Raw genomic sequence first — 26,755 nt, forward strand, 5'->3', positions numbered from 1 at the left:
GGGATCGTGGATGGCGACGCGGCCGGTGCGGCCGCGCGCTCGCCGGGCTGGTCATCGCCACGGCCTTCGTCACCCCATGGTACGGGCCCGGGTCGCCGGGGCCGGCGTCCACCCGCGGCCGGGATCTTCCTCCTTCTTCCGGAAAACCGCCGTCGCACCCTTCACAAGCCAAGTGTGACGCGCGACACTCCCATGGTCATGCCAGCGCCACCCCTGGGAGGTGGGCACGTCATGTCGTTGCAGGACGAACTGACGGCAGCACAGCGCTGCCTCGACGAGTTGGTCCGCACCGTCGCCCGGCTGGAACGGGACGTCGGCGGCGGGCTGGAGATCCGCCGGGTCAGAAGTGACGCGGACCATCTGCGCGAGAGCCTCTCCCTGCTCCGCGCCTCGGTGCCGCGGCAGCCCGCGGACGCGCCCCCCGGGGAGATCGTGATCGTCCCCGACACCCCGTACGACCGCGCCCTGTGGGCCGACGCGGAGGAGGAGGGGCTCGGGGCGCCGCGCGACCGGCCGGCCCGCGACCGCTGACCGACGACCGTACCGCCGGGGTCCGCCCGGCCCCGCCCGACCGGAGAGACACCGGAGAGACCGTTGGCCACAGACACCGAACCCCACCGGAGCGGGCACGGCGTGCGCGGCGGTACACGCGCCGCCATCACGGCCCCGCACCTGAGAACGGACCGCTGGTGGCTCGGACCGGCCGCCACCGCCGCCGGACTGCTCGTCTTCGTCGTGTACTCCACCTGGCGGGCCTTCGCGAACGACCACTACTACGCGGCCCCCTACGTCTCGCCGTTCTACTCCCCCTGCCTGGCGGAGAACTGCGTGCCCATGGAGGCCGGCCCCAACCTCGCCCTGTTCGGCGACTGGTGGACCCTCTCCCCGGCCCTGATCTTCCTGTTCCTGCCGCTGGGCTTCCGGCTGACCTGCTACTACTACCGCAAGGCGTACTACCGCGGCTTCTGGGCCTCGCCACCCGCCTGCGCCGTCGCCGAGCCGCACCGGAGGTACACCGGGGAGACGCGTTTCCCGCTGGTCCTGCAGAACGTCCACCGCTACTTCTTCTACGCCGCGGTCGTCATCGCCCTGATCCTCACCTACGACACCCTGCTCGCCTTCCGCGACCCGGGGTACGAGTGGGGCCACATGGGACTCGGCACGCTGCTCTTCGTGGTCAACATCGCGCTGATCTGGGCCTACACCATCTCCTGCCACTCCTGCCGCCACATCGTCGGCGGCCGGCTGCGGCACTTCTCCCGGCACCCGGTGCGGTACCGCCTGTGGGGCTGGGTCAGCCGGCTCAACGCCCGGCACATGCTGCTGGCCTGGGCCTCCCTGATCAGCATCGCGCTGACCGACCTGTACGTCTATCTGCTGGCCACGGGCGCGTTCGACGATCCCCGTCTGTTCTGACGGACCCCGTCCGGCCGGCACCGGTGCAGGCCGGACGCCCGTGCCCGTTCTCCGAACCTGCCGAGAGGGATGCACTACAAGATGACGCACGTGACGCGCCACCAGTGGGACGTGGTGATCGTCGGGGCGGGCGGCGCCGGGCTGCGGGCCGCGATCGAGGCCCGTGAGCAGGGGCTGCGGACCGCCGTGGTCTGCAAGTCCCTCTTCGGCAAGGCCCACACCGTGATGGCCGAGGGCGGCATCGCCGCCAGCATGGGAAACGTCAACGAGGGCGACAACTGGCAGGTCCACTTCCGCGACACCATGCGCGGCGGGAAGTTCCTCAACCAGTGGCGGATGGCCGAGCTGCACGCCCGGGAGGCCCCCGAGCGGGTGTGGGAGCTGGAGACCTGGGGGGCGCTGTTCGACCGCACGGCGGACGGGCGGATCTCCCAGCGGAACTTCGGCGGCCACGAGTACCCCCGGCTGGCCCATGTGGGCGACCGCACCGGTCTGGAGCTGATCCGCACCCTCCAGCAGAAGGTGGTCTCCCTCCAGCAGGAGGACTTCCGCCTCTCCGGCGACCACGAGGCCCGGCTGGCGATCCTCCAGGAGTGCACGGTCACCCGGATCCTCAAACGGGACGGGAAGGTGGCGGGCGTCTTCGGCTACGAGCGCGAGTCGGGCCGCTTCTTCGTCCTTCGGGCACCGGCCGTGGTGCTGGCCACCGGCGGCATCGGCAAGTCGTTCAAGGTGACCTCCAACTCCTGGGAGTACACCGGCGACGGCCACGCGCTGGCCCTGCTCGCCGGTGCGCCGCTGGTCAACATGGAGTTCGTGCAGTTCCACCCGACCGGCATGGTCTGGCCGCCGTCGGTGAAGGGCATCCTCGTCACCGAGTCGGTGCGCGGCGACGGCGGGGTGCTGCGCGACAGCGGGGGCCGCCGGTTCATGTTCGACCACGTCCCGGACGTCTTCCGCGACAAGTACGCCGAGACCGAGGACGAGGCCGACCGCTGGTACGAGGACCCGGACAACAACCGCCGCCCGCCCGAGCTGCTGCCCCGCGACGAGGTGGCCCGCGCCATCAACGCCGAGGTCAAGGCGGGCCGCGGCTCCCCGCACGGCGGGGTGTTCCTGGACGTGTCCACCCGGATGCCCGCCGAGGTGATCCGGCGGCGGCTGCCGTCGATGTACCACCAGTTCAAGGAGCTGGCGGACGTGGACATCACCGCGGAACCGATGGAGGTCGGCCCGACCTGCCACTACGTGATGGGCGGCGTGGACGTGGACCCCGACACCGCCGCGGCCACCGGGGTGCCGGGGCTGTTCGCGGCGGGCGAGGTGGCCGGCGGCATGCACGGCTCCAACCGGCTCGGCGGGAACTCCCTGTCCGACCTGCTGGTCTTCGGGCGCCGGGCCGGGCTCCACGCGGCGCGGTACGCGGCGGCGCTGGCCGTCGGCGACCGGCCGGACGTCACCGACGAGGACGTCGACGCCGCGGTGGCCGAGGCGGTGCGCCCGTTCGGCACCGCGGACGGCGCGGGGCCCGGCGGGCCGGCGGAGAACCCGTACACCGTCCACCAGGAACTGCAGCAGACCATGAACGACCTCGTCGGCATCATCCGCCGCGAGAGCGAGATGGCCGAGGCACTGCGGCGGCTGACCGGCCTGTGGGAACGGGCCGGGCGGGTCCGGGTGGAGGGGCACCGGCAGTTCAACCCCGGCTGGCACCTCGCCCTGGACCTGCGCAACATGCTGCTGGTCAGCGAGTGCGTGGCCCGCGCCGCCCTGGAGCGCACCGAGTCCCGCGGCGGCCACACCCGCGACGACCACCCGGGCATGGACCGCGCCTGGCGCCGGGTGAACCTGCGGTGCTCGCTCACCGCGGACGCGTCCTACCGGGCGCCCTCCTCCGGCGGCCGGATCGCCCTGTCCCGCCACGGGACACCGCCCATCCGCCCCGACCTCCTCGCGCTCTTCGAGAAGGCGGAGCTGGAGAAGTACCTGACCGACGAGGAGCTGGACGAGGAGCTGACGGCCAAGTGAGCGAGCGTCGGGAGCAGCGGGAGCGGGACGAGCGGGACCAGGACCGGGGCCGGGAGCACCCGGACGGACCGGACGGCGGCTACCGGGCCCACTTCCGCGTCTGGCGGGGCGACACCGGCGGCGGCGCCCTGGAGGACTTCACCGTCGAGGTCAACGAGGGCGAGGTGGTCCTCGACATCATCCACCGGCTCCAGGCGACCCAGGCACCGGACCTGGCGGTGCGCTGGAACTGCAAGGCGGGCAAGTGCGGTTCGTGCAGCGCGGAGATCAACGGCCGCCCGCGGCTGCTGTGCATGACCCGGATGTCGGTCTTCGACCGCGCCGAGACGATCACGGTCACCCCGCTGCGCGCCTTCCCCGTCCTGCGGGACCTGGTGACGGACGTGGGCTACAACTACACCAAGGCGCGCGAGATCCCCGCCTTCGTACCGCCCGAGGGGCTGGCGCCGGGCGAGTACCGGATGGCGCAGGAGGACGTCGGGCGCTCGCAGGAGTTCCGCAAGTGCATCGAGTGCTTCCTGTGCCAGAACACCTGCCACGTGGTCCGCGACCACGAGGAGAACAAGACCGCGTTCGCCGGCCCGCGCTATCTGATGCGCATCGCGGAGCTGGACATGCACCCGCTGGACTCGGCGGGCGAGCACGGCCTGGACCGGCAGGCCACCGCCCAGGAGGAGCACGGGCTGGGCTACTGCAACATCACCAAGTGCTGCACCGAGGTCTGCCCGGAGGGGATCAAGATCACCGACAACGCACTGATCCCCATGAAGGAGCGGGTGGCGGACCGCAGGTACGACCCGCTGGTCTGGCTCGGCAGCAGGATCCGCCGCCGCCGCGGCTGACCGGCGGCCGGACCCGGTCAGAACAGGCTCAGCAGGGCCTCCGCCATGTCCGGCGGCTTGGACTCCCCGTCCTCGGGGAGGCAGAGCTCGAACCAGACGATCTTGCCCCGCGGGGTGCGCCGGCTTCCCCAGCCCGCGGAGAGCAGGTCGACCAGCTGCAGGCCGCGTCCGCCCTCGTCGGTGTCGCGGGCGCGGCGGCGGCGGGGCTGGACCAGGCCGGTGTCCCACACCTCGCAGACCAGGGTGCGGTCCAGCAGCAGCCGCAGCCGGATGTCCCCCTCGCCGTAGCGCAGCGCGTTGGTGACGAGTTCGCTGACGAGCAGCTCCGTGGTGTCGGCCAGGTCGTCCAGCTCCCAGTCGGCGAGCTGACGGAGGGCCAGCTCACGGGCGCGGGCCACCGAGCGGGGCTCGGCGGGCAGCCGCCAGTCGCCCACCGATCCGGCCGGCAGCCCCTGGATACGGGCCAGCAGCAGGGCTATGTCGTCCTCGCCGTGGTGGGTCTCCAGCGCGCCCAGCACCTCGTCGCAGACGTCCTCCAGCGGCCGGCCGGGACCCGCCAGCGTGGTGCGCAGGGCCTCCAGCCCCTCGTCCAGCGGCTGGTAGCGCGACTCCACCAGGCCGTCGGTGTAGAGGGCGAGCAGGGCGCCGTCCGGCAGCTCGACCTCCGTCTCCTCGAAGGGCTCGCCGCCCACGCCCAGCGGCACGCCCTTGGGGACCTCCAGCAGCAGCGCGGGCTGCTCGCCGTCGCCGTCGCGGGGCTCGACCAGCACCGGCGGCAGATGGCCGGCGTTGGCGAAGGTGCAGCGCCGGGTGACGGGGTCGTACACGGCGTAGACACAGGTGGCCAGGTACACCTCGGAGAGGTCGGCGGACCGGCCGGAGGACTCGGAGCGGCCGCCGCGCGGGGCGCCCAGTCCCCGGGCGATCTCGTCGAGGGCGCCCAGCACCTCGGCGGGCTCCAGGTCCAGCAGCGCCAGGGTGCGCACGGCCGTGCGCAGTTCGCCCATGGCCACGGCCGCGCGCAGCCCACGGCCCATCACGTCCCCCACCACCAGGGCGGTGCGGTGGCCGGGCAGTTCGATGACGTCGAACCAGTCGCCGCCCACCTCGGTCGCCGCGCTGCCCGGCAGATAGCGGCAGGCGATGTCGAGTCCGGCCGCCTCCGGGTCGTCCGGCGGCAGCAGGCTGCGCTGGAGGATGAGCGCGCGCTCGTGCTCCCTGCGGTACAGCCGGGCGTTGTCGATGCACACGGCGGCCCGGGCGGCCAGCTCCGCGCCGAGGGCGGCGTCCCGCTCGCCGAAGGGCTCGCTGCCCTTGGTGCGGGAGAACTGCACCAGGCCGAGCACCCGGCCGCGCGCGACCATCGGCACGGCGAGGGTGGACTGCACCAGGGTGCCGGTGGCCCGCTGGACGCGGGCGGTGTGCAGCGCCTCGGCGTACGGGGAGCCGGCCGGGTAGCGGTGGACGCTGCCGAGCTCGACGGGGGCCGGGTCGAGGTCCTCACCGGGGCGGTGGCCGAGGGTGATCGGGCCGTCCGAGACGGCGCTGGCGAAGGCCACCCGGCGCAACGGCCGGGTGGCGTCGGCCTCCTGGGACGTCCTGGGGTCCTCCCCGGAGAACAGCTCGGGGAACAGGTCCACGGAGGCCAGGTCGCAGAACTGGGGGACGGCGACGTCGAGCAGTTCGCGGGCGGTGGTGTCCAGATCGAGGGAGTTGCCTATCCGCGCTCCGGCGGCGTTCAGCAGGGCCAGGGCACGGCGTACATCGTCCGGTTTCCCCGGCTCGGCCGGAATGTCGCTCAACGCCGCCCCTTCCTGTCCGGTCCAGCATCCTCCCAGGTACGGCTTCTTGGGAACACACCGGTCCAGTTCACTGCACGGTCCCTGCCACGTCCGACAGCATCCGCGCCGACTCCGTTCCCTCCTCTCCTAACCAGGTGGGGTCGACCCGAACCACACGCCTGACGAGACGGTCGTACGGACCGGCCCGGCGGCGGCACCGCCGGCTGAGCGGAGACACGTGATGTGGCGTGGCGCAATTTTTCCGGTGTCCTCGACACAGCGTCAAGGCGCGGGCACGCCCTCGGGGGCGGACACCGGCGTGGGAACGCATCCACTTTCGCGCCCTCCACCGCCGGAAACGGCGCTGTGGCCGGTGGTCCGGCTAGCGCTGTGACCGGCGGCGGGGCCCACGACGAGGCGTCAGCGCAGCGGCAGTTCGAACCACACCGTCTTGCCGATGGGGCCGTACCGGGTCCCCCAGCGGCGCGCCGCCCGGGCCACCAGCTGGATGCCGCGTCCGCCCTCGTCGTCCGCGGTGGCGGTGCGCTCCCGGGGCGGGACGGGCAGCGGGTCGGAGACCTCCACCAGCAGGGAGGAGCCGCGCACCATCCGTACGCCGATGGGTCCGTGGGCATGGCGCAGGGAGTTGGTGACCAGTTCGCTGACGAGCAGCGCGGTGTCGTCGACCAGCGCGTCCAGTCCCCAGCCGCGCAGGGCCCGCCGGACGGCGTCGCGGGCCCTGCGCACCGCGTACGTCTCGGCGGGGAAGGTCCAGGAGGTGGTGCTCCCCTCCGGGAGCCCGCCGAGCTGGGCGAGCAGCAGGGCCACGTCGTCCACCCCGCCGGTGCCGCCGGAGTCCGGGGAGGCGCCGTCCCCGACGCCCAGGTCGGTCAGCACCCGGTCGCAGATGTCCTCCAGACGGGGGTGGGCCGGAAGCGCGCCGAGCAGGGCGGCCAGCCGGTCCAGGCCGTCGGTGATGTCCTCGCCGCGGTGCTCGATCAGGCCGTCGGTGTAGAGCACGAGGACCGAGCCCTCCTCCACCTGCGTCTCCAGGGACTCGTACGGCACCCCGCCGACGCCGAGCGGGGTGCCGGGGGGCGCCTCGACCGGTACGGCGGTCCAGTGCCCGGCGGACCGGTGGAGCAGCAGCGGCGGCACGTGCCCGGCCATGGTGAAGGTGCACCGCCGGGTGGAGGGGTCGTAGACGACGTAGGCGCAGGTGGCCATCAGCGGCTCGTCGGGCCCCTGGACGAGGTCGTCGGCGAGTTCGTCGACCCGGCGCAGCAGTTCGTCGGGCGGCAGGTCGAGCCCGGCCAGGGTGCGCACGGCCGTGCGCAGCCGGCCCATGGTGGCCGCGGCGCGCAGTCCGTGGCCCATCACGTCGCCCACCACGAAGGCGACCCGGCCGCCCGCGAGCGGGATGACGTCGAACCAGTCGCCGCCGGCCGCCGCGTCGGGCTCGGCGCGGCTGCCGCCGGGGACGTACCGGTAGGCGACCCGCACCCCGGCCGGGGAGGGGACGTGCTGGGGCAGCAGGCTGCGCTGGAGCATCAGGGCGCTCTCGCGCTCGCGGGCGTAGAGCCGGGCGTTGTCCAGGCTGGTGCCGGCGCGCCCGGCCAGCTCCATGGTGAGCGCGAGGTCGTCCCGGTCGAAGGCGGGGCGGCCGGCGCCGCGGCTGAGCACCAGCAGTCCCAGGATGATGCCGCGGGCCCGCAGCGGGACGACCAGCACCGCGTGGACGCCCAGGTCGATGGTGACCCGGACCGTGGGGTCACCGGGGTAGGTGGCGGAGAGCAGCTCCTCCTCGGACAGCATCAGATGGGGGACGGTGGAGCCGAGCACCTCGCCGAAGACCGAGTCCGGGGCGAAGGCGATCTCCCGGCCGACCCGCAGCACGCTGTCGACGGCGGGCCCGCGGTGCCGGGCGGCGGTGCCGAGCTGGAGCAGCGGCGTGTCCGGCAGGTGGCCGGAGCGGGGCAGCTCGCCGCCGTGCGCCACGGCGCCGTACAGCATCACGCTCGCGTAGTCGGTCAGGCGCGGGACGAGGGCGCCGGCGAGGGCGTCGGCGATCCGGTGGACGTCGAGCAGGTCGCCGAGGACGACCCCGATGTCGTCCAGGAGTTTCAGCCGCTGACGGGCCCGCTCCATCTTCTCCAGCGCCTCGCGCCGCTCGGTGACGTCCATGACCGTGGAGCTGATCCCGAGGACCCGCCCGTCGGGTGCGGTGAGCCTGCCGTACGACACCGAGCGCCAGCCGTGCCCGTCGGGCGCCAGGACGACCGAGTCCACGACGGGGCGGCCGGTGCGGAGCACCAGGGACTGCAGCCGGGCGAGTTGGTCGGCCATGTGCCCGGGCAGGACCTCGTGGACGGTCCGGCCGACGATCTCGTCGGCCGGCTTCGCGTCGAGCCGGGCCAGTGCCTCGTTGACGCGGATGTACCGGTGTTCGGTGTCGAAGACGGCGATGCCGAGCGGGGAGGTGGCGAAGAGGGCGTCGAGGGCGGCGAGGTCCTGCTCCACGGTGCGCAGCCGTGAGGTCTCGACGAGGTTGGCCAGAATGAAGGGGCTGCCCTCCGCGGGGGTGATCAGCGAGGCCCGGCCCTCGACCTCCACGGTGTGGCCGTCGGGGTGGCGCACCCGGAGGATGCCGCGCCAGTACTTCTCGTGGCTCAGGACTGAGTAGAAGTCGCCGGGCCCCACCAGGTCGCCGTCGGAGGAGACGGGGATGTCGGTGAGGTAGTCGACGTAGTACTGGCCGATCATGTGCTCACTGGGCCAGCCGAGGATCTCCTCGGTGGTCGGGCTCCACAGCAGGATGTACCCCCGGGTGTCGAACATGACGATGCCGACGCGGAGGGTGTCGAGCAGCGAGGTGGCCACTCGGTCGGCCGCGCTCCGGAACGCCCTGGGGGTGTCGCTCACGCCGTCCTCGTCCATGCTCGGATGACTTCTCGGTCGCGATAATCCTGCACACATTCCGACAAACAGGACAACCGATCCGTACCCGGTCACGCATGGGTCAGACGTGGTCACCGCTCCCGATCCGCAGGCGCTCGACGAGGTAGCGCCGCTCCCCCGCACCTCCGCGCGCGCCGCCCGCGCCGGAACCGTCCGCCCGGCGCCCGCCCAGCCGCTCGGCCATGCTCTGCGCCTCGGCCCGGGTGGCGTAGCAGCCGACGCGGTAGCGGTTGCCGTTCTCGTCCTGCCGGATGACCATCCAGGGGAGCGCGGCCCCGCTCTCGCTCATCGCGCGCCCCCCTGCTTCCACCGCGCCCCGTTCCGTCCGCTCCGCGCGCCGCACCCTGGTGATCTACCGGTCCGCATATGCCCGAGCCTACGCCCGGGCTTCACTCAGCGCATTCGGCTTGGCACAATGCGGCATTATTTCGGCCACCTGTGCGATCGGCGGGAGGGGCGCACGGAGCGGATCAGCGCACCGGCAGGTGGTACACCATGCGATGGCGGTCCGCGGGCACGACCACGTCCGCCGTCTCCACCGGGCATCCGCCGGCGCGGTACGTCCGCTCGATCACCAGCACGGTGTGCCCCGGCACCCCGCCCAGCTCCAGCATCTCCTCCGCGAGCCCCGGCCGGGCACCGACCTCCTCCACCACGTTGTCCACGACGAGACCGATGGCCGCCATCCGCTCGACCACCCCGCGCCCGCCGAGCGGCCCCTCCTCCGGCAGCATCACCGGGGTGCGCCCGGTGAGCGCCAGCGGCTCCCAGGAGGTGGAGAGCATCGACGGCTCGCCGTCGGTCCGGAACAGGTAGCGGGTGCGCATCACCCGCTCCCCCTCCTTGATCCGCAGCCGCTCCGCGACCCGGGGGGACGCGTCCTCCTGCTCGCTGCGGGACTCCCAGGCGCCGGCCACCCGGTCGTCGGCCTGCTCCTGCCGGAACGGGCTGGCGGAGCCGCCTGCCGCCCGGTAACCGGTGCGGAACACCGGGCACGGCACGGGACGCTCGCGCACGTACGTCCCCGACCCGGAGCGCCCCTCGACCAGCCCTTCGGCCATCAACACCTTCCGCGCCTCCAGCGCGACGGTGTCCGAGACCCCGTACTCGGCGCGGATGCGCGCCTGCGAGGGCAGTCTCGTGTGCGGCGGAAGCGTGCCGTCGGCGATCTTCCGGCGGAGATCACCGGCCACACGCAGATACGCGGGTTGCTCACCGAACGGCACATGCCCTCCAAGTCACTTGACGGTGTGCAACAGCTTTGCAACAGAGCGTTACAATGCGCAATAATCGGCCACGGTTTCACTCGATGTGATGAAGTGCTGCTCAGGGCAGGTTTCGGCCCCCGCTGCAGGACAGCGCCACGAGGGCCGAGCACTCGTTCCCCCCGGACGGTGAGGGGACGTCCCGGTGCGGCGCGGGAGCCGCCGCCCGCTGGCCGCGTTCGTCGTCTTCGGCACCGTCATGACCCAGCAGATCCTCAGTGCCACCGCGGTGGAGCGCTTCCGGGGCACCCCCGAGGCGGTGTCCGCCGTGCTCACCTCCGACGCCCCGGAGGGCATCGGCGACGCCGAGCTCCGCCGGATCGGCGAACTGCCCGGGGTCGCGGAGGCGGTGGGCCGTCACGACGACGGCGCCCCGCTCGGCGGCAGCTCCGTCGAGCGCTACCTCCAGCTGTACGCCGATCCCGGCACCGGACCCCTGTCGCAGGTCCGCCTGCTGCGCGGCGCCTTCCCCGACGGCCCGGACCGGATCGCCGTCAACGAGCAGGCCGCCCGGGACTACGGGCTCGCACCCGGCTCCCCGCTCATCCTGCTGCGCGTCGACCCCGGCGACCCCGACCGCACCCTGCCGACCGAGGTCGAGGTGAGCGGAGTCGTCCGCAGCGCCGTGACCGGTCAGAAGCAGCCGGCGGGCTACGCGACCGACCTCCGGATCAGGCGGCTGCTCGGCTTCCCCGGCCACCCCCGGGTGGACATCCGTACCGAGTCGGGGACCGTGACCGACGGGCTGCGCGAGGACATCGGCCGCGTCGTGCCGTCCGCCGAGCTGCACGACGGTACGGCCGTACGGGCCGCGGAGGAGAAGGAAGCCGCCGCGTCCGCGGGTGACCTGCTGGAACTGGTCTCCTTGTTCCTGGCCGTGGCCGTCGTCGCCTCGGCCCTCGTGGCGGCCTACACCTTCCGGATCGTGTTCGCCCAGCGGGTGCGCCAGCTCGCCCTGCTGCGGGCCGTCGGTGCGACGGGGCGGCAGCTGCGGCGGGCCCTCCTGGCCGAAGGAGCCGCCGTCGGCCTGGCCGCCGGTCTCGTCGGAGTGGTGGCCGCCTGGGGATGCGCACACCTCGTCCCGCTGGTCTCCGGCCGGTTCGGGCAGCCGCTCTCCCCCGCTGCCGGGTTCCCCCTGACCGCGGCCGTCCTGACCGTGGCGGGCACCGCGCTCCTGGCGGTCCTGGCGGTCCTCGCCCCCTCGCTCTCCGCCGCACGCGTCTCCCCGATGCAGGCGCTGCGCGCCGCGGAGTACACGAACGGCACCAGGGCCGCTTCCGCCGGCCGGGTCCTCGCCGGGCTCCTGGGTGCCGCGGGGGCCGCCGCGCTGGCCCGGCACCAGCGCGGTCTGCTGCCCGAGACGGAGGGCGATGACATCGACCGCTTCTCCGCCCTGCTCGTCATCACGGTCTCGGGCACCCTCGCCCTCCTCGCCCTGAGCGCGCTGGGCCCCGTACTCGTCCGTCCCGTCCTGGCCGCGCTCTCACCGCCCCTGCGCCGGCTCGGCACGGCGGGGCGTCTCGCCGTCACGAGCGTCGGGGAGGCACCGCGCCGGGCCGCCGCCGGCATGCTCGTGGTCGCGCTCGGCTCCTCCCTCATCTGCGTCACGCTCGTGTGCCTCGACTCCCTGCGCGCCTACGACCAGGCCAGGCAGGCGGTCGAGGCGCCCGCCGACTACATCCTGCAGCGGGACGACGGCGCCCCTCTTCCGGGGCTGGCCTCCGAGGTGAAGGCGCGTCCGGAGCTGACCGGCGTGCAGGCCTTCCGCAGCGTCGACGTCGTCTCGGGCACCCGCAGCGCGACGCTCACCGACCTCGACCCGCACCGGCTCGGCATCGCCTCCGGCCTGCCCACCGCGACCGGCACCCTCGGCACCCCGCGGGCCGGGCACGCCGTCGTGGACGCCCAGTACGCACAGGCTCTCGGTGTGCGGGCGGGCGACCGGATCAGCGTCCGGTACCAGGAGCGCACCACCACCTTCACCGTCGCGGCGACCCTGCGCGGCAGCGGCCCCTACCACGCCTCGATCTACGTACCCGCCGCGGACCTGACCCGTATGGGAGTGGACACCGCTCCCACGACGATCACCGCCGACGCCGCCGAGGACGGCCCCCCGGGGCAGGTCACGGGCCGACAGCGCCCTCACCGGCCTCCTGGAGGGCCAGGCGGACCGCCACGGTCGCGTCCTCGTCCACGACCCCGCCGAGCAGCAGGGCTCCTCCAGCGACCTGCGGACGGTCGGGACGACGGTGATACTCGTGCTGGGGCTGACCGTGATCGTCGCCGTCGTCGGGGTCTCCGTCACCGCCTCCCTCAGCGTGGTGGAACGCACCCGCGAGTTCGGCCTGCTGCGCGCCCTGGGCCTCACCGCGGCCTCGGCACACCGCACCGTCACGGTGGAGTGCGCGATCCACGGGGTGCTCGGAGGCGTACTCGGCCTGGCACTCGCCCTGCCCTACTCGTGGCTGGTGGTGCGCACGATCGCGGCGACCGCGCCGTTCAGCCTCCCCACGGGCCACCTCGCGCTGGTGGTCTGCGTCCTCGCCCTCCTCACTGCCGCCGGGGGCATGGTGCCCGCGGTCCGCGCGTCCCGCACCCCGCCCGTGACGGCGGTCGCGCAGAACCAGTGACGCGGCGCCGGGACCCGGCGGCGAGGCCGCCGGGTCCTCAAGGGCCCGGCGGCCTCGTCTGCTCTCCGGCAGTCCGTCGTGCCTCCGCCCCGTCTCCCCCGGCGTTCCGGACCGCGACGGATCCGGGGCGGAGCAGGGTCAGAACAGCAGTGCCCAGGAGTTGATCGTGCCCGTGTCGAACGCGGCGTTGTCGGTCACCCGCAGCGTCCAGACGCCGTCGGCCGCCTTCCCGCCCGCGCCGACCCGGTACAGCCCGACCACGTCGTCGGCGCCGCCGCCCGTGCCGTGGTCCTTGAGCAGATGGACGGTGCCGTCCGGCGCGACCACCTCGATCCGCAGATCGCCGATGTAGGTGTGCCGGATGTCGATGTCGGCCTTCAGCCCCTCGGGGGCGGGCCCGCCGATCCCCGAGACGGTGATCGGGGACTCGACCGTGGCGTTGTCCCGGATCGGATGGGCCGTGGTGTTCTCGAAGCGGACGCCCGGCGGGTCCTGCGGACCGCCCGCCCCGACGCCCAGCAGCTTGTTGGGCGACCCGCTGCCCGCCCCGAGGACCGCACCGGTCACGACGGTCCCGTCCAGGCCCGCGGCTACCTGGTCCGGGGTGGCGCCGGGGTGCTCCGCCAGGTACAGCGCCGCCGCTCCCGCGACGTGCGGCGCGGCCATCGACGTGCCGGAGATGGTGCTGGTGGCGCTGTCCGAGGTGTGCCAGGCCGAGGTGATCTCCGAGCCGGGCGCGAAGACGTCCAGGACGCCGCCGAAGTTGGAGAAGTAGGAGCGGCCGTCGTCGGCGTCGGTGGAGCCGACGGTCAGCGCCTCGGTGACCCGTGCGGGCGAGTAACCCGCCGCGTTCATGCCGGAGTTGCCCGCCGCGACGACGTAGGTGACGCCGGCGGCTATGGAGTTGCGCACCGCGGTGTCGATCGCGGGGTTGGCGCCGCCGCCCAGGCTCATGTTGGCCACCGCGGGGCCGGTGGCGTCACGCGTCACCCAGTCCACTCCCGCGACCACGCCGGCCACCGTCCCGGAGCCGCTGTCGTCCAGCACCCGCACGGCGACGATCCCGGCCTTCTTGGCGACCCCGTGCGCGGCGCCGGCCACCGTGCCGGCCACATGGGTGCCGTGGCCGTTGCCGTCGGAGGCGGTGGTGTCGCCGTCCACGGCGTCGTAGCCGTACCGGGCGCGGCCGCCGAAGTCGCGGTGGGTGATCCGCACGCCGGTGTCGATGATGTACGCGGTCACCCCCTCCCCGGCCGAGTCGGGGTAGGTGTAGCCGCCGTCCAGCGGCAGGGAACGCTGGTCGATCCGGTCCAGCCCCCAGGAGGGCGGACCGGGCTGGGTGGTGGCGACGGACACCTTCTGGTCCTGCGTCACGGCCTCCACGGCGGGGTCGGCGGCGAGCCGCTTCGCCTCCGCCTCCGTCAGGCGGACGGCATAGCCGTTGAGCGCCTCGTGGTACGTGCGCCTGATCTCGGCGCCGTACCTCTCTGCCAGCTTCCTCCCCCTGGCCGAGCCGGCGTCGGCCAGTTCCCCGTCGAGCGTCACGATGTAGCTGTTCTTGATCGCTCCGGGTGCCCCGGCGTTCCGGATAACGCCTTCGGCGGGTGGCGCGGGGGCCGCCGCGGCGGTCACCGCGGAGCCGAGGCCGATGGCCAGGGCCGCGGCGGTGGCCGCGGCCGTTCGGGCAAGCCTGCGTCTGGTGGGACGCGTCGTCGCCATGAGGGTCCTCCTCCTGTGGGGGTTGCGCCGATGCGGGATGCGCATGGGCATGACAAACCAGCGGCACCAGGTCCGTGCGGTGCGCGGCGGTTCGCCTCCCCAAAGATTTGCCGTTCCACAGGAATGCCACAAGGGGGTGCCCCTGAAGGACACGCACATGTCACACGCCGTCAACACGCTTATTTGAAAAGGAATTTGAGGATTCCCTGCCGGAGGAGTGCCGCACGGCGCTCCGGACGGACCTCTCCGCGGGGCGGCACCGGCCCGGCGCCGGGCGGCTGGAGAGGTCCGCCGCGGAGAGCGGCGCCCGGTGCCCGGTGCCCTTCGGGATCTCCCTCGACCGGGGCAGGCTCACTCCGGCCCCACGCCGCTGAAAGCCGCCGGGCCCTCGAGGGCCCGGCGGCTTTGCCGGCTCTTTGACAACCCGCCGCGCCTCCGTCCCGTCTCCCCGGGCGACCCGTGAAGCAGTCCGCCCCCTTCCCGGGGCCCCGGCGCAGGGGAGCAGTCGATGAGCCCGGTCGTTCCCGGCCGCCCGAGGCCCCCCGGGGGCCGGGGCCGCGCCGCCGTTCCGGCGGAGCGTGACCGCACTGCCCCGACGCGGCGCCCACGAGGATCACCCACCACCGCCCACCCGACCGAGGATTCGTCATGCTCCGTACGCTCCGTGGAAAACGTGCCCGCCCCGGCGCTGTCGCGCTGGCACTCGCCGCCGCTCTCACCGTCCTGACGGCCGGTCCCGGCCTGCGGGCGGAGGCCGCCGACGTCTCAGCCGCCGGCCCGGTCGGTGTCGTCGAGTACGACCTGGGTGACGAAGTGTTCACCGACCCGTCGAACTGGCACGGGGTCTCCGAGGTCCGGGCCGTCGTCCACTACCCGCGCGCCGTCGACGGCAGGCTGCCGGTGGTCGTGCTGATGCACGGCCAGCAGCTCCCCTGCCACTCCCCCCGCGAGGAGGACTGGGACTGGCCGTGCCCGCCCGGCGTCGACCCCTACCCCAGTCACCGGGGCTACGACTACCTCGCCGACGCACTGGCCCGGGACGGCTACGTGGTGGTGGCACCCAACGCGAACGGCCTCAACCACCACATGGGTGTCGCCCCGCAGCGCGCACGTCTGATCAACCGGCACCTGGAACTGCTCGGGCAGTTCTCCGAGACCGGTGGCGGGCCGCTCGCCGGCCGCTTCACCGACGCGCGCACCGGCGAGCCGACGACTCCCGGCCTGAGGCACCGCCTCGACCTGGACCGGGTCGGCACGATGGGCCACTCGGTGGCCGGTGAGGCCGTCATGTACCAGGCCGCCGACGGCAACCGCGACGAGCTGCCGGACGGCGTACGGATCCGCGGGGCGGTCTCCCTCGCCTCCCCCGGACCGAGCACCTTCTTCGACACGCTGGTGACGGGAGCACCGCTCGCGGTGATCTCGACCGGATGCTGGTCGCTGGGCAACGAGTCGTACTTCGAGGACGCCCGCGGCCACTCCGGCGCCAACGGCTTCCTGCTCCGCCTGGTCAAGGGCAACCACAACTACTTCAACACCGAGTGGACCGCCGGACCGGAGCCGAGCGGCGGCGACGACACCGACTGCCCGGAAACAGCGGGACGGCCGACCCCGGAACAGCAGCAGAGCCTCCTGGTCACCTACCTGCGCGCCTTCTACGCGTACAGCCTGAAGGGCGACCGGTCCGTGCTCCCGGTCCTGACCGACGCCGGGCGGTTCCCGGGCGTCGACACGGAGACGGACAGCTACTGACCGCCCCGCGGGCCCGGTGGCCGCGGCCGCCGGGCCCCGGGCCGTCCTCACCCGTCGCGGCACGCCGACACGGCATGCGCGTTCCCCCGCTCAGTCGGCGGTGCCGGGCGCCGCGACCCACTCGGCCTGCAGCCCGCTCACCGAAGCAATCATGTCGAAGTCGCCGTCGTAGTGCAGGACCGTGGCCCGATGCCGCTCGGCGGTTGCCGCGATGAGGACGCCGGCCAGCGACAGCGCCCGGTGGAAGCCGACGTTCAGGGCCAGGGCCTGAATCTCGAGTGCCCGCTCGAACTCCTCGTCATTGCAGGGCAGATGGTCGAACCCACGGAGCAAGGTACGCAGTCGCAGCGCCTCGGACTTCCCGCGCGCCGAGTACAGAACCTCATACTCGGTCGGGGCGCACACCGCCAGGAGCCCGTCACGGTCCAGCGCATCCAGCCGCGTCCGTACTGCCGGTCTGCCCCGGCGGGCCAGCGCTGACTTGTCGATGAGGTAGCGCCCCTTCACGCCGCCGAGGTCCCGCCTTCGCGCTTCAGCGAGCCGTCCGGATTTCGTGGCCCCGTCTGCGAGCGGATCTCCGCGAACACGTCCTCGAACTCACCGTCGTCAATGGCGTCGAACAGCTCCCGCCGCAGCCGCAGCCGCACACCTTCCTCCATGGCCGCACGCACTGCGGCGGCCTTCGTCTTCGCCCCGTACAGCCGCATCGCCTGCTCGACGATCTCCTCGTCCAGGTCGATCACAGTTCTGGCCATCAGTTGTCCCTCCACGGCCCGACGACTCAACACTGATATCAGTTCAGAGACATAAATGATATCATTTTGCTGAGCATCCCGCCGATCTCCTGGGACTGATCACGGGTGACGGCACCCTGGCCGCCTCCGCGCACAACAACGCCGCCGACGCCCGTCCGCCCGCGATCAAACAGCCGGGCGATACGGGGACCGCGGCCGCCCCGGACATCTCACCCGGCAAAGCCTTCTCACCGGCCAGAACGGGACTGCCGCCCAAGGACTCAACCCTCTTCGAGCGCGGTGCGGCCGAGAGCGCGATCGATGATGTCGGTGATGAATGCGGAGGTCACCGCCTCGCCCTCGTAGGTCGCTCGGACGAGGATCGCGCCGACCAGCATGGCGAGGCAGGGCTCGACATCACCGGGCCGGAGGTGCGCGGCGAGGACGCGGCGGACTCCGGTCGTGGCGGTCCCGTACAGGCGGTCCCGGAGGTCTCGCGCGCCTTCGTCGTGGCCGGCGCGTTCGATGACGCCCGCCATCAACCGGTCGTACCGGCCCTCCGACAGGGTCAGCGCCAGCGCACTCAGCGCGTCGTGGAGGTCTTCGCGGAGATCTCCACCGGGCGGCGGATGGGTGGCGTCCTCACAGATGCAGGCGATCGCATCCCGCATGAGATCGACGGATGTGGGCCAGTGCGCGTAGACGGTCGCCTTCGAGTACCCGGCCCTGCGGGCGACTTCGGCGTGCGTCGTCGCCTCCCAGCCTTCTTCCAGCAGTGACGCGGCACTCGCCCTGATGACATCGCGCCGCGTGCGCACCACGCGCGGGTCTCTGGACTCACCGGACGACTTTGCCACCCCTCAAGGGTAGCCCTTCCCGATCCGACCGGCTGCTATTGAACATGTAGTACATTATTGAACTGCGAGTTCAATATTTGCCGGAGTGGTCTCAGCCGCGGGCTCGCCCCCGCGCGCACCGCCCGACTCCCTCCCGCAGGCCGGTTCTCCCGAAGGGACTCCCCGATGGCCTCCCACGCACTGCCACACACCCAGCAAGCGATCGTGCAGAGCCGCTACGGAGCGGTCCGCGACGTGCTCGCACTGTCGGAGGTGGTCCCCGTCCGCGCTCCGGGGCCCCAGGAGGTGCAGGTCCATGTCCGGGCGGCAGCGGTCAACCCCATCGACTGGCAGATGATCGAGGGGAACCGGCGCCTCATCACCCGCCGCCGCTTCCCGTTCACACCGCTGTTCGACCTCGCCGGCGTCGTCACCGCGGTCGGGGACCAGGTCACCTCGTTCCGGGTGGGTGACCGGGTGCACGCCGACAACGAGACCGACGGAGGCGGCGCCTCGGAGTACGTCAATGTGCACTCGCGGTTGCTCGCCCACGCACCGGCGGGGCTGGACTTCGCCGAATCCGCCGCGCTCCCGCTTGCGGCGCAGACGGCGTTGACCTGCCTGGACCGCGGTCGGGTCGCGGCCGGCACCCGTGTCGCGGTGATCGGGGCGTCCGGAGGCGTCGGTCACTTCGCCGTCCAGATGGCACGTGCGGCCGGGGCCTTCGTGCTCGGTGTCGCCGGCGCGCGCAACCAGGGATTCGTGCGGTCCCTGGGGGCGGACGAGGTCATCGACAGGAACGCGACCGATCTGTCGGCCGGCTTCGGCGCGGACTCGTTCGACGTGGTGATCGACTGCGTCGGCGGACGCGAGCAGTGGACGCGGGCGCGGCGAGTCCTGCGTCCGGGGGGACGGTTCGTGACGATCGCACGCGACGAGGACGGCGTGGTCACACCCGCCTCCGCGGTCCGGCTCCTGTCGACGATCACCGCTCGCAGGGTCCGGGGCGCAGGTCCGCGGGGAACGAAGTACGTTCCCGTCTTCCTCAAGGCTTCCGGGACCCTTCTGCGGCGTGTGAACGAACTGGTCGAGGGCGGCCGGGTCCGCGTTCACGTCTCCCGTTCCTTCCCGCTGACGCTGGAGGGCGTGAACGCGGCAGTCGACGAGAGCCGCACGGGGCGGGCCACCGGAAAGCTGGTGCTCCAGCGATGACGTCCCGGTTCCAGGACCACGAACGGGCCACCGCTCCGGAGTTCGCCTCCCCCCTCCGGCTGCCCTGCGGCATCACTCTCCCCAATCGCCTCGTGAAGGCGGCGATGGAGGAGCAGCTCGCGGGCGGGGGCGGCCATCCCGACGCCCGGCTCGTGACGCTCTACCGCACCTGGGACAGGGGCGGTGTGGGCATGATGCTGACGGGACACGTCATGGTCGACCGGTCGGCCGTCGCGCAGCCGGCCGACGTCGTCCTGGACGCCACCAGCGACCTCGCGCCCTTCCGGGAGTGGGCGGCGGCCGCGGAGGAGAGTTCGCTCTGGATGCAGATCAACCACCCGGGGAGAGTCGTCCAGCGGGACACCGGCTCACGAGCACTGGCGCCCTCGGCGGTGCCCGTGGACATCGGCCCGCTTTCGAAGCTCTTTCCGGCACCGGAGCCGATGACAGCGAGCGACATCCGGGACACCGTGAAACGGTTCGCGGTCACGGCGAAGCTCGCCGAGCAGGCAGGATTCGCCGGTGTCGAGATCCACTCCGCGCATGGGTACCTGCTCGCCCAGTTCCTCTCCCCGCTGGTCAACAAGCGGACCGACCAGTGGGGAGGCTCCCTCCGCAACCGTGCCAGGCTGCTCCTCGACGTCGTCGCGGCTGTCCGCGCGCGTGTGTCACCGGGTTTCGGCGTCGCCGTCAAGCTCAACTCGGCAGATTTCCAACGTGGTGGCTTCGACCTTGAAGACGCGCACCACGTCATCGAGTGGCTCGGCGACAGTGCCGACTTCGTCGAGCTGTCGGGCGGGAGCATCGAGTCACTCGCCACGGCCGGTCACCCGGCGGACGAGCGCACCCTGGAGCGCGAGGCCTACTTCCTCAGGCTCGCCGGAGAGCTCGTCGCGGACGCTTCGGTTCCTCTCATGCTCACCGGCGGGATCCGACGGGCCCGGGTCGCGGAAGACGTGGTGGCGCGCGGCTTCTCTCTCGTCGGTGTCGCGACCGCGTTCGCGCAACAGCCCGACGCCCCCCTCCGCTGGCTCGCGGGCGAGGACGGCGAGGTCCCGGCCCCTCGCTCCCGGCTGCGGTCCAAATCCCTTCGCGCGGCGGCGGTACAGGCGAGCATCACCTCGCGACTGCACGGTCTCGGCCGCGGCCGTTCAGGGCCGACGCTCGCCCCGGTCGCCGCCCTCGTCGTCGACCGATACCGGCGATCCCGCGCGATTCGCCGATACCGTCAAGAGCGATCGACGGCACTGTAAGACCTCCGGCCCCTTCTCGGCCGTTTGGTCTCGTTGATGCTCCTGGACCACTGCCACGCTGGGCCCGTACCAGGGCGCCGACGCGTACGTCGGCGCCCTGGCCCCTGTCCCGGCCCGGTCCCGCCGAAGCACGGACGGTACCTGCACGACAACGCAGCCAGGGGCACTCGACCAAGCCGACGCCCGGTCAGAACCGTTGCCACTCGCAGGACGGAGCGCCGTCGTCCCCGGCGCGTGGCCGAGGGCGGACACGGGACCCGAGGCACTTCTCGGCCGCAGGCCAGGCTCTGGACGGTACACGCCCCAACACGGGCGCTCTCATCCTTCTCAACACGAATCCAGCACGGCAGAAATCAAGGGGCCTGACCCCGAAGAGCCAGACCCCATTCGACCTGCATGTTCGCCAGATCAGCGAAGTGGTGTTACGTCACCGGCTACACGTTGAAGCGGAACTCCACCACGTCCCCGTCCTGCATGACGTAGTCCTTGCCCTCCATGCGCGCCCTGCCCCGGGCGCGGGCCTCGGCGACCGAACCCGCCTCGACGAGGTCCGCGAAGGAGATGACCTCGGCCTTGATGAAGCCCTTCTGGAAGTCGGTGTGGATCACCCCGGCCGCCTCCGGGGCCGTGGCGCCCTTCCGGATCGTCCAGGCGCGGGCCTCCTTGGGGCCGGCCGTCAGATACGTCTGCAGCCCCAGGGTGTCGAAGCCGACGCGGGCCAGGGTGGCCAGGCCCGGCTCGTCCTGGCCGACGGACTGGAGCAGTTCGAGGGCGTCGGCCTCGTCCAGCTCGGCGAGGTCCGCCTCCAGCTTGGCGTTGAGGAAGATCGCCTCGGCCGGGGCGACCAGCTTGCGCTGCTCCTCCTTGTAGTCCTCGTCCACCAGTTCGTCCTCGTCGACGTTGAAGACGTAGAGGAACGGCTTGGTGGTGAGCAGGTGCAGGTCGTGCAGGAGGGCGGTCCGCTCCGAGCCCTGGACGAGCCCCGCGGAGAACAGGGTCCGGCCCTCCTCCAGGATCGCCTGGGCCTCCTCGACCGCCGTCACCTTGGGCTGGACGTCCTTCTTGATCCGGGACTCCTTCTGGAGCCGCGGCAGGACCTTCTCGATCGTCTGGAGGTCGGCGAGGATCAGCTCGGTGTTGATCGTCTCGATGTCGCCCGCCGGTGAGACCCGGCCGTCCACATGGACGACGTTCTCGTCCTCGAAGGCGCGGATGACCTGGCAGATCGCGTCCGACTCACGGATGTTCGCCAGGAACTTGTTGCCCAGCCCCTCGCCCTCGCTGGCACCACGCACGATGCCCGCGATGTCGACGAAGTCCACGGTCGCCGGGACGACGCGCTCCGAGCCGAAGATCTCCGCGAGCCTCGCCAGCCGGGGGTCGGGGACGCCGACGACGCCGATGTTCGGCTCAATGGTGGCGAACGGGTAGTTGGCCGCCAGCACGTCGTTCTTGGTCAGGGCGTTGAACAGGGTCGACTTGCCGACGTTGGGCAGGCCGACGATTCCGATCGTGAGCGACACGTGGCGACTTCCCGTAAGCGAGAGGATCTTGGTGGACCGGCCCGGGGATGGGCCGATCCACCAGTCTACGGGCACCCGAAGGGCTGGCAGGGCGTGTCCGTGCCCCACTCCGGGGTGGTCGGCGTCCTACGTTGGTGCGGTGGAGCAACACAGCGCGCACGCGTCCCGCGACCGTCGGCGGCACCGGGCGGACCGGCCGGCCTCCCCGGGGGCGCCGGGGCGCCCCCGGCCGTCCGGAGCCCGGCTCACCGGGCTCGGCTGCGGTCTGCTGGCCGTCGGGACGATGACGGCGGCCGGCGGGCTGGACGCGCTGCTGCTGAGCGGCGATCCCGCCGCCTACGGGATCTGCTTCGTGCTGGTCAGCGCCGTGTGCGCGCTGTGGGTGCGGCCCGCGGAGCTGCTCGCCGCGCCGATCGCCGCGCCGATCGCGTTCACCGCCGGAGCACTGTTCCTCGGCGACGAGGCGGACGGGGCGGCCGGCCTGCTGGTGGAGCTGGTGACCGTGCTGGCCGTCAACGCCGGATGGGTGTACGGCGGCACGCTGACCGCCGCGGCGGTCGTCCTCGTCCGGCGCGGCACGGCCCGCCGGCGGGCCGTGCCCGCGGCCCGGGAGGGCGCGACCGACCGGGCGGACCGCAAGGGCGCCGGCCGGACCGCCGCCCGGTCCGGGTCGGCCGGTTAGCCCCGCCCGGGCCGGGCCGTTCCGGCCGGGCCTCCCGTACGGTTCAGCCGGCGGCCTTCCGCGCCGCCTCGGCGCGCAGATCCCGGCGCAGCTCCTTGGGCAGCGAGAAGGTGATGGTCTCCTCGGCCGCCTTGACGATCTCCACGTCCGCGTAGCCACGCCCGGCCAGCCACTCCAGGACCTCCTCGACCAGCACGTCGGGGACGGAGGCGCCGGAGGTGACGCCGACCGTGGTGACGCCCTCCAGCCAGGCCTCGTCGATCTCGCCGGCGCCGTCCACCAGGTGCGCGTCCCGGGCTCCGGCGCCGAGGGCGACCTCGACGAGCCGCTTGGAGTTCGAGGAGTTCTGCGAGCCGACGACGATCACCAGGTCGGAGTCGGCGCCCAGCTGCTTGACCGCGATCTGCCGGTTCTGCGTGGCGTAGCAGATGTCGTCGCTGGGCGGGGAGACCAGCTTCGGGAACCTCTCCTTGAGCCGGTCGACGGTCTCCATGGTCTCGTCGACGGAGAGGGTGGTCTGGGAGAGCCAGACCACCCTGGACTCGTCGCGGACGGTGACGCCCGCCACGTCCTCCGGGCCGTCGACGACGGTGATGTGGTCGGGGGCCTCGCCGGAGGTGCCGATGACCTCCTCGTGGCCCTCGTGGCCGATCAGGAGGATGTCGTAGTCCTCCTGCGCGAAGCGGACCGCCTCCTTGTGGACCTTGGTGACCAGCGGGCAGGTCGCGTCGATGGTCGCCAGTCTCCGCCGCTCGGCCTCCTCGTGCACGATCGGCGCCACGCCGTGGGCGGAGAACATCACGATGGAGCCCTCGGGGACCTCCTCCGTCTCGTCGACGAAGATCGCGCCCTTCTTCTCCAGGGTCTGCACGACGTACTTGTTGTGCACGATCTCGTGGCGGACGTAGATCGGCGCGCCGTACTGCTCCAGTGCCTTCTCGACGGCGATCACCGCGCGGTCGACACCCGCGCAGTAGCCGCGGGGCGAGGCGAGCAGGACCCGGCGTGCGGTCGTAGCAGTCATGGGGCCATCGTACGGGCCGGGCCGCGGGGCGCCGGGACAGGTGCCGCTCCGGCGGGGCCGCCCGGCTGTCGGGCGCCGGGCTGTCGGCGCGGGCGGCTAGCCTCCTGGCATGGCTCTCAACACGTCGCCCGAGGCGCCGGTCCCCGTCGGCGAGGTGTCGCGGCTGATCGGCGGATGGATCGACCGGCTCGGCGCCGTCTGGGTCGAGGGGCAGATCACCCAGCTCTCCCGGCGGCCCGGCGCGGGCATGGTGTTCCTGACCCTGCGCGACCCCTCGTACGACGTCTCGATCACCGTGACCTGCTTCCGCGGTGTCTTCGACCAGGTGGCGGACGTGGTGGGCGAGGGCGCCCGGGTGGTGGTGCACGGCAAGCCGGAGTGGTACGCGCCGCGCGGCCAGCTCTCGCTGCGGGCCGCGGAGATCCGGCCGGTCGGGGTCGGCGAACTGCTGGCGCGGCTGGAGCGGCTGAAGAAGTCGCTGGCCGCCGAGGGGCTGTTCGCGGCCGAGCGGAAGAAGCCGCTGCCCTTCCTGCCGGCGCTGATCGGCCTGGTCACCGGCCGCGCCTCGGCCGCCGAGCGGGACGTGCTGGAGACGGCCCGGCAGCGCTGGCCCGCCGTCCGCTTCGCGGTGCGCAATGTGGCCGTCCAGGGAGTGCACGCGGTGCCGCAGGTGATCGAGGCGGTACGGGAGCTGGACGCCGACCCGGCGGTGGACGTGATCATCGTCGCCCGGGGCGGCGGCAGCGTCGAGGACCTGCTGCCGTTCTCCGACGAGCAGCTGGTGCGGGCGGTGGCCGACTGCGTCACCCCGGTGGTCTCGGCCATCGGGCACGAGCCGGACACCCCGCTGCTGGACCTGGTGGCCGATCTGCGCGCCCGTACGCCCACGCACGCCGCCAAGGACGTCGTCCCGGACGTGCGCGAGGAGCTGGAGCGGGTGCGGCAGCTGGGCGAGCGCGCGCGGCGGGCGGTGGAGGTGCTGCTGGAGCGGCAGGAGCGGGGGCTGGCCGACACGGTGAGCCGTCCGGTGCTGGCCCGGCCGTACACCATGGTCACCGAGCGCGAGGAGCAGGTCGGGGCGCTGCTGGAGCGGGGCCGCCGCACCTTCGGGCATCTGCTGGCGCGGGCCGAGGCGGAGCTGGAGCACACCGTCGCCCGGGTCGTCGCGCTCTCGCCCGCGGCGACGCTCAAGCGGGGCTACGCGGTGCTGCGGCGGGCCGACGGGAGCGTGCTGCGGGCGGCGGACGAGGCGGCGGACGGCGAGGAGCTGCGCGCCCGGCTCGCCGAGGGCGAGCTGACGGTGGTCGCGCGGCGGGCGGCGGAGGACGGGTGAGCGGGCCGCGGCGCCCGGACCGTGCGCCGTGTGCGGGCCGTGCGGGCGATGTCCCGTGTCCCCGGGGTGTCCGACACCGGCTCTAGGCTGGGGCGCATGACGGACACGGATACCCCGCCGGCCGGGGAGCTGGGCTACGAGCAGGCGCGTGACGAACTGATCGCCGTGGTCCGCCGCCTGGAGGCGGGCGGCTCGACGCTGGAGGAGTCGCTCGCGCTGTGGGAGCGCGGTGAGGAGCTGGCCGCGGTCTGCCGCCGCTGGCTGGAGGGTGCCCGGGCCCGGCTGGACGCGGCGCTGGCCGGGGAGGAGGACGGGCCGTCCGGTGGAGCGGCCGGGAAGGCGGACGGGGCCGGGGAGGAGGACGGGGCGCCGGGGGCGTGACCGCCGCCGTGTGACCGGGACGGCGGTTGAATGGTTGAAAGTTCACCTTTAAGGTGGTTGGTGCGCATTCCGACCGTTCTTCCGACTCCACCCGGAGGCCACCCCCATGACCCTGGCTCTCGACGGCGCCGCCCAGGACCTGCTCTTCCGTGCGGCGCACACCGCCCACGCCTTCACCGACGAACCGGTGACCGACGAGCAGCTCCGGGCGGTCTACGACCTGGTGAAGTACGGGCCGACCGCCTTCAACCAGTCGCCCCTGCGCATCACCCTGGTCCGCTCCCCCGAGGCCCGGGAACGGCTGGTGGCGCAGCTGAGCGAGGGCAACCGGGCCAAGACCGCGGCCGCGCCGCTGACCGCGATCGTCTCGGTGGACCTCGGCTTCCACGAGCGGCTGCCGGAGCTGCTCCCGCACGCCCCGGGCCTGAAGGACCAGTTCTTCTCCGAGCTCCCGGTCCGCGAGAGGACCGGGACCTTCAACGCCGCGATCCAGCTCGGCTACCTCATCGTCGGCATCCGCGCCGCCGGGCTGGCCGCCGGGCCGATGACCGGTTTCGACGCCGAGGGCATCAACAAGGAGTTCTTCGGCGACGGCCGCCGGAAGGTGCTGGCCGTGGTCAACATCGGCCGGCCCGGTCCCGACTCCTACCGCCCCCGGTCGCCGCGGCTGGCCTACGAGGACGTCGTCACCACCGTCTGACGCCCGGCGCCGGCCCCTGCTGCCGCCCGGCCGCCGCCGCTCAGCCCTCCGAGGTCTCGAGCGCGGCGGCCAGCCGGGTGAGGCTGCCGAGCGGCGCGGTGCCCGTGACCACCGTGGTCACCCCGGGCTCCCGCCGCACCAGCGCGTCGTACTTCGGCCCCTCGTAGTGCTCCCACTCCTCGCCGCCGACCGTCCGGCTCCGCCCGGTCGGCTCCGCGCCGTGGGTGACCTCCGTGATGAACTCCCCCGGACTGCCGTCGCTCTGCTCGACGGCCGCGTACTCGTTGTCCGGGTCCATGAAGCCCAGGTGCCACACGGCCCCCTGGTCGCTCCGCGCCTCGTAGTCCACCGAGGTGGCCCGCCAGTCCGCGGGCAGCCCCACCGGCGCGGCCACCGGGTACGGCGCCGCGCGCCGGGCCGTGACCAGTTCCACGTCGTAGCTGATCGGGCGGACCGGGTCCAGGGAGTCGTCGTGCGGGATGAACAGGTACGCGATGCCGGCCCCCAGGAGGACCACCAGCATCGACAGCACCATGTCCCGTGCCGTCTGTCTGCCGCGCTTGCTGCTTGCCACGCTCCCATGGTCCCCCATCCCGGTGCCGGTCCGGACCGGCACCCCCCGAAGGCGGCATGAGCGCTCATCCGTGGGGCACTCTGCTCACTTTGCAAGTCCCTCGGTAGGGTCG

At 72.9% G+C, this 26,755-nt stretch carries 22 protein-coding genes and 2 pseudogenes; 13 read left to right on the plus strand and 11 right to left on the minus strand.

Going from position 1 to position 26,755, the window contains the following annotated elements; translation table 11 throughout:
* The first annotated feature begins 231 nt into the window (after positions 1-231).
* From V1L54_RS07380 to V1L54_RS07395, 4 genes are all read left to right on the plus strand, one after another.
* Complete coding sequence (locus V1L54_RS07380) at positions 232-531, plus strand: Rv0250c family protein (protein ID WP_330117073.1); 300 nt, start codon at positions 232-234, stop codon at positions 529-531.
* Positions 532-594: 63 nt separating this feature from the next.
* On the plus strand, positions 595-1,416 hold the full coding sequence (gene sdhC, locus V1L54_RS07385; RefSeq protein ID WP_330117074.1) for a succinate dehydrogenase subunit SdhC: 822 nt from the start codon (positions 595-597) through the stop codon (positions 1,414-1,416).
* 81 nt (positions 1,417-1,497) lie between these two features.
* The gene (locus tag V1L54_RS07390; RefSeq protein WP_330117075.1) at positions 1,498-3,444 is read left to right on the plus strand and encodes a fumarate reductase/succinate dehydrogenase flavoprotein subunit; all 1,947 of its coding nucleotides are present in this window, start codon (positions 1,498-1,500) and stop codon (positions 3,442-3,444) included.
* The gene (locus tag V1L54_RS07395; RefSeq protein ID WP_330117076.1) at positions 3,441-4,286 is read left to right on the plus strand and encodes a succinate dehydrogenase/fumarate reductase iron-sulfur subunit; all 846 of its coding nucleotides are present in this window, start codon (positions 3,441-3,443) and stop codon (positions 4,284-4,286) included. Before V1L54_RS07390 ends, V1L54_RS07395 begins: the two co-directional genes overlap by 4 nt.
* 17 nt (positions 4,287-4,303) lie before the next feature.
* Here the strand turns inward: V1L54_RS07395 and V1L54_RS07400 are convergent.
* The 4 genes and pseudogenes from V1L54_RS07400 to V1L54_RS07415 form a co-directional block, all read right to left on the minus strand.
* A pseudogene (locus V1L54_RS07400) lies at positions 4,304-6,052 on the minus strand (ATP-binding SpoIIE family protein phosphatase); the annotation flags it as partial.
* Between the two features lie 435 nt (positions 6,053-6,487).
* Positions 6,488-9,004, minus strand: coding sequence for a SpoIIE family protein phosphatase (locus V1L54_RS07405; protein ID WP_330117077.1), 2,517 nt, complete (start codon positions 9,002-9,004; stop codon positions 6,488-6,490).
* A gap of 82 nt (positions 9,005-9,086) precedes the next feature.
* A complete protein-coding gene (locus V1L54_RS07410; protein WP_330117078.1) occupies positions 9,087-9,314 on the minus strand; it encodes an SPOR domain-containing protein in 228 nt (75 codons plus the stop codon).
* A gap of 181 nt (positions 9,315-9,495) precedes the next feature.
* Positions 9,496-10,251, minus strand: a complete 756-nt coding sequence (locus V1L54_RS07415; protein ID WP_330117079.1) for a GntR family transcriptional regulator — start codon at positions 10,249-10,251, stop codon at positions 9,496-9,498.
* A gap of 238 nt (positions 10,252-10,489) precedes the next feature.
* Between V1L54_RS07415 and V1L54_RS29430 the strand changes: the two are divergent.
* Together V1L54_RS29430 and V1L54_RS29435 are read left to right on the plus strand one after the other, a co-directional pair.
* Positions 10,490-11,506: pseudogene (locus V1L54_RS29430) on the plus strand (ABC transporter permease); the annotation flags it as partial.
* 1,057 nt (positions 11,507-12,563) lie between these two features.
* Positions 12,564-12,920, plus strand: coding sequence for an ABC transporter permease (locus V1L54_RS29435; RefSeq protein WP_443076541.1), 357 nt, complete (start codon positions 12,564-12,566; stop codon positions 12,918-12,920).
* A 138-nt stretch (positions 12,921-13,058) separates the two neighbouring features.
* On the opposite strand, the gene V1L54_RS07425 is transcribed toward V1L54_RS29435, so the two are convergent.
* The gene (locus V1L54_RS07425) at positions 13,059-14,639 is read right to left on the minus strand and encodes a S8 family peptidase (RefSeq protein ID WP_330117081.1); all 1,581 of its coding nucleotides are present in this window, start codon (positions 14,637-14,639) and stop codon (positions 13,059-13,061) included.
* Between the two features lie 648 nt (positions 14,640-15,287).
* Here V1L54_RS07425 and V1L54_RS07430 point away from each other — a divergent pair.
* Positions 15,288-16,391, plus strand: a complete 1,104-nt coding sequence (locus V1L54_RS07430; protein ID WP_330117082.1) for an alpha/beta hydrolase — start codon at positions 15,288-15,290, stop codon at positions 16,389-16,391.
* Positions 16,392-16,481: 90 nt separating this feature from the next.
* Here V1L54_RS07430 and V1L54_RS07435 read toward each other — a convergent pair whose 3' ends face one another.
* From V1L54_RS07435 to V1L54_RS07445, 3 genes are all read right to left on the minus strand, one after another.
* Positions 16,482-16,898 carry a PIN domain nuclease gene (locus V1L54_RS07435; RefSeq protein ID WP_330117083.1) on the minus strand — a complete coding sequence of 139 codons (417 nt, stop codon included), beginning with the start codon at positions 16,896-16,898 and terminating at the stop codon, positions 16,482-16,484.
* On the minus strand, positions 16,895-17,146 hold the full coding sequence (locus V1L54_RS07440) for a type II toxin-antitoxin system VapB family antitoxin (protein WP_330117084.1): 252 nt from the start codon (positions 17,144-17,146) through the stop codon (positions 16,895-16,897). Before V1L54_RS07440 ends, V1L54_RS07435 begins: the two co-directional genes overlap by 4 nt.
* A gap of 260 nt (positions 17,147-17,406) precedes the next feature.
* Entirely contained in the window at positions 17,407-17,982 is a 576-nt protein-coding gene (locus tag V1L54_RS07445) for a TetR/AcrR family transcriptional regulator (RefSeq protein ID WP_330117085.1), read from the minus strand.
* Positions 17,983-18,147: 165 nt separating this feature from the next.
* Here V1L54_RS07445 and V1L54_RS07450 point away from each other — a divergent pair, with 165 nt between their 5' ends.
* The gene (locus V1L54_RS07450) at positions 18,148-19,173 is read left to right on the plus strand and encodes an NAD(P)-dependent alcohol dehydrogenase (RefSeq protein WP_330117086.1); all 1,026 of its coding nucleotides are present in this window, start codon (positions 18,148-18,150) and stop codon (positions 19,171-19,173) included.
* Positions 19,170-20,426: an NADH:flavin oxidoreductase/NADH oxidase family protein gene (locus V1L54_RS07455; protein WP_330117087.1), complete on the plus strand. Its 1,257-nt coding sequence runs from the start codon at positions 19,170-19,172 to the stop codon at positions 20,424-20,426. The genes V1L54_RS07450 and V1L54_RS07455 overlap by 4 nt, the downstream gene beginning before the upstream one ends.
* Positions 20,427-20,860: 434 nt before the next feature.
* Here V1L54_RS07455 and ychF read toward each other — a convergent pair whose 3' ends face one another.
* Positions 20,861-21,949, minus strand: coding sequence for a redox-regulated ATPase YchF (gene ychF, locus V1L54_RS07460; protein ID WP_330117088.1), 1,089 nt, complete (start codon positions 21,947-21,949; stop codon positions 20,861-20,863).
* Positions 21,950-22,088: 139 nt separating this feature from the next.
* On the opposite strand from ychF, the gene V1L54_RS07465 reads away from it, so the two are divergent.
* Complete coding sequence (locus tag V1L54_RS07465) at positions 22,089-22,631, plus strand: DUF6542 domain-containing protein (protein ID WP_330117089.1); 543 nt, start codon at positions 22,089-22,091, stop codon at positions 22,629-22,631.
* Between the two features lie 43 nt (positions 22,632-22,674).
* On the opposite strand, the gene V1L54_RS07470 is transcribed toward V1L54_RS07465, so the two are convergent.
* Complete coding sequence (locus tag V1L54_RS07470) at positions 22,675-23,655, minus strand: 4-hydroxy-3-methylbut-2-enyl diphosphate reductase (RefSeq protein WP_330117090.1); 981 nt, start codon at positions 23,653-23,655, stop codon at positions 22,675-22,677.
* 109 nt (positions 23,656-23,764) lie between these two features.
* Between V1L54_RS07470 and xseA the strand changes: the two genes are divergently transcribed.
* From xseA to V1L54_RS07485, 3 genes are all read left to right on the plus strand, one after another.
* Positions 23,765-24,988, plus strand: coding sequence for an exodeoxyribonuclease VII large subunit (gene xseA / locus V1L54_RS07475; protein WP_330117091.1), 1,224 nt, complete (start codon positions 23,765-23,767; stop codon positions 24,986-24,988).
* Positions 24,989-25,084: 96 nt separating this feature from the next.
* A complete protein-coding gene (locus V1L54_RS07480) occupies positions 25,085-25,369 on the plus strand; it encodes an exodeoxyribonuclease VII small subunit (protein WP_330117092.1) in 285 nt (94 codons plus the stop codon).
* A gap of 106 nt (positions 25,370-25,475) precedes the next feature.
* Complete coding sequence (locus tag V1L54_RS07485) at positions 25,476-26,069, plus strand: malonic semialdehyde reductase (RefSeq protein ID WP_330117093.1); 594 nt, start codon at positions 25,476-25,478, stop codon at positions 26,067-26,069.
* Positions 26,070-26,109: 40 nt separating this feature from the next.
* Here the strand turns inward: V1L54_RS07485 and V1L54_RS07490 are convergent, their stop codons facing one another.
* Complete coding sequence (locus V1L54_RS07490) at positions 26,110-26,661, minus strand: DUF4245 domain-containing protein (RefSeq protein WP_330117094.1); 552 nt, start codon at positions 26,659-26,661, stop codon at positions 26,110-26,112.
* Positions 26,662-26,755: the final 94 nt, after the last annotated feature.

It is taken from the genome of Streptomyces rubellus, assembly GCF_036323805.1.
Lineage (GTDB): Bacteria > Actinomycetota > Actinomycetes > Streptomycetales > Streptomycetaceae > Streptomyces.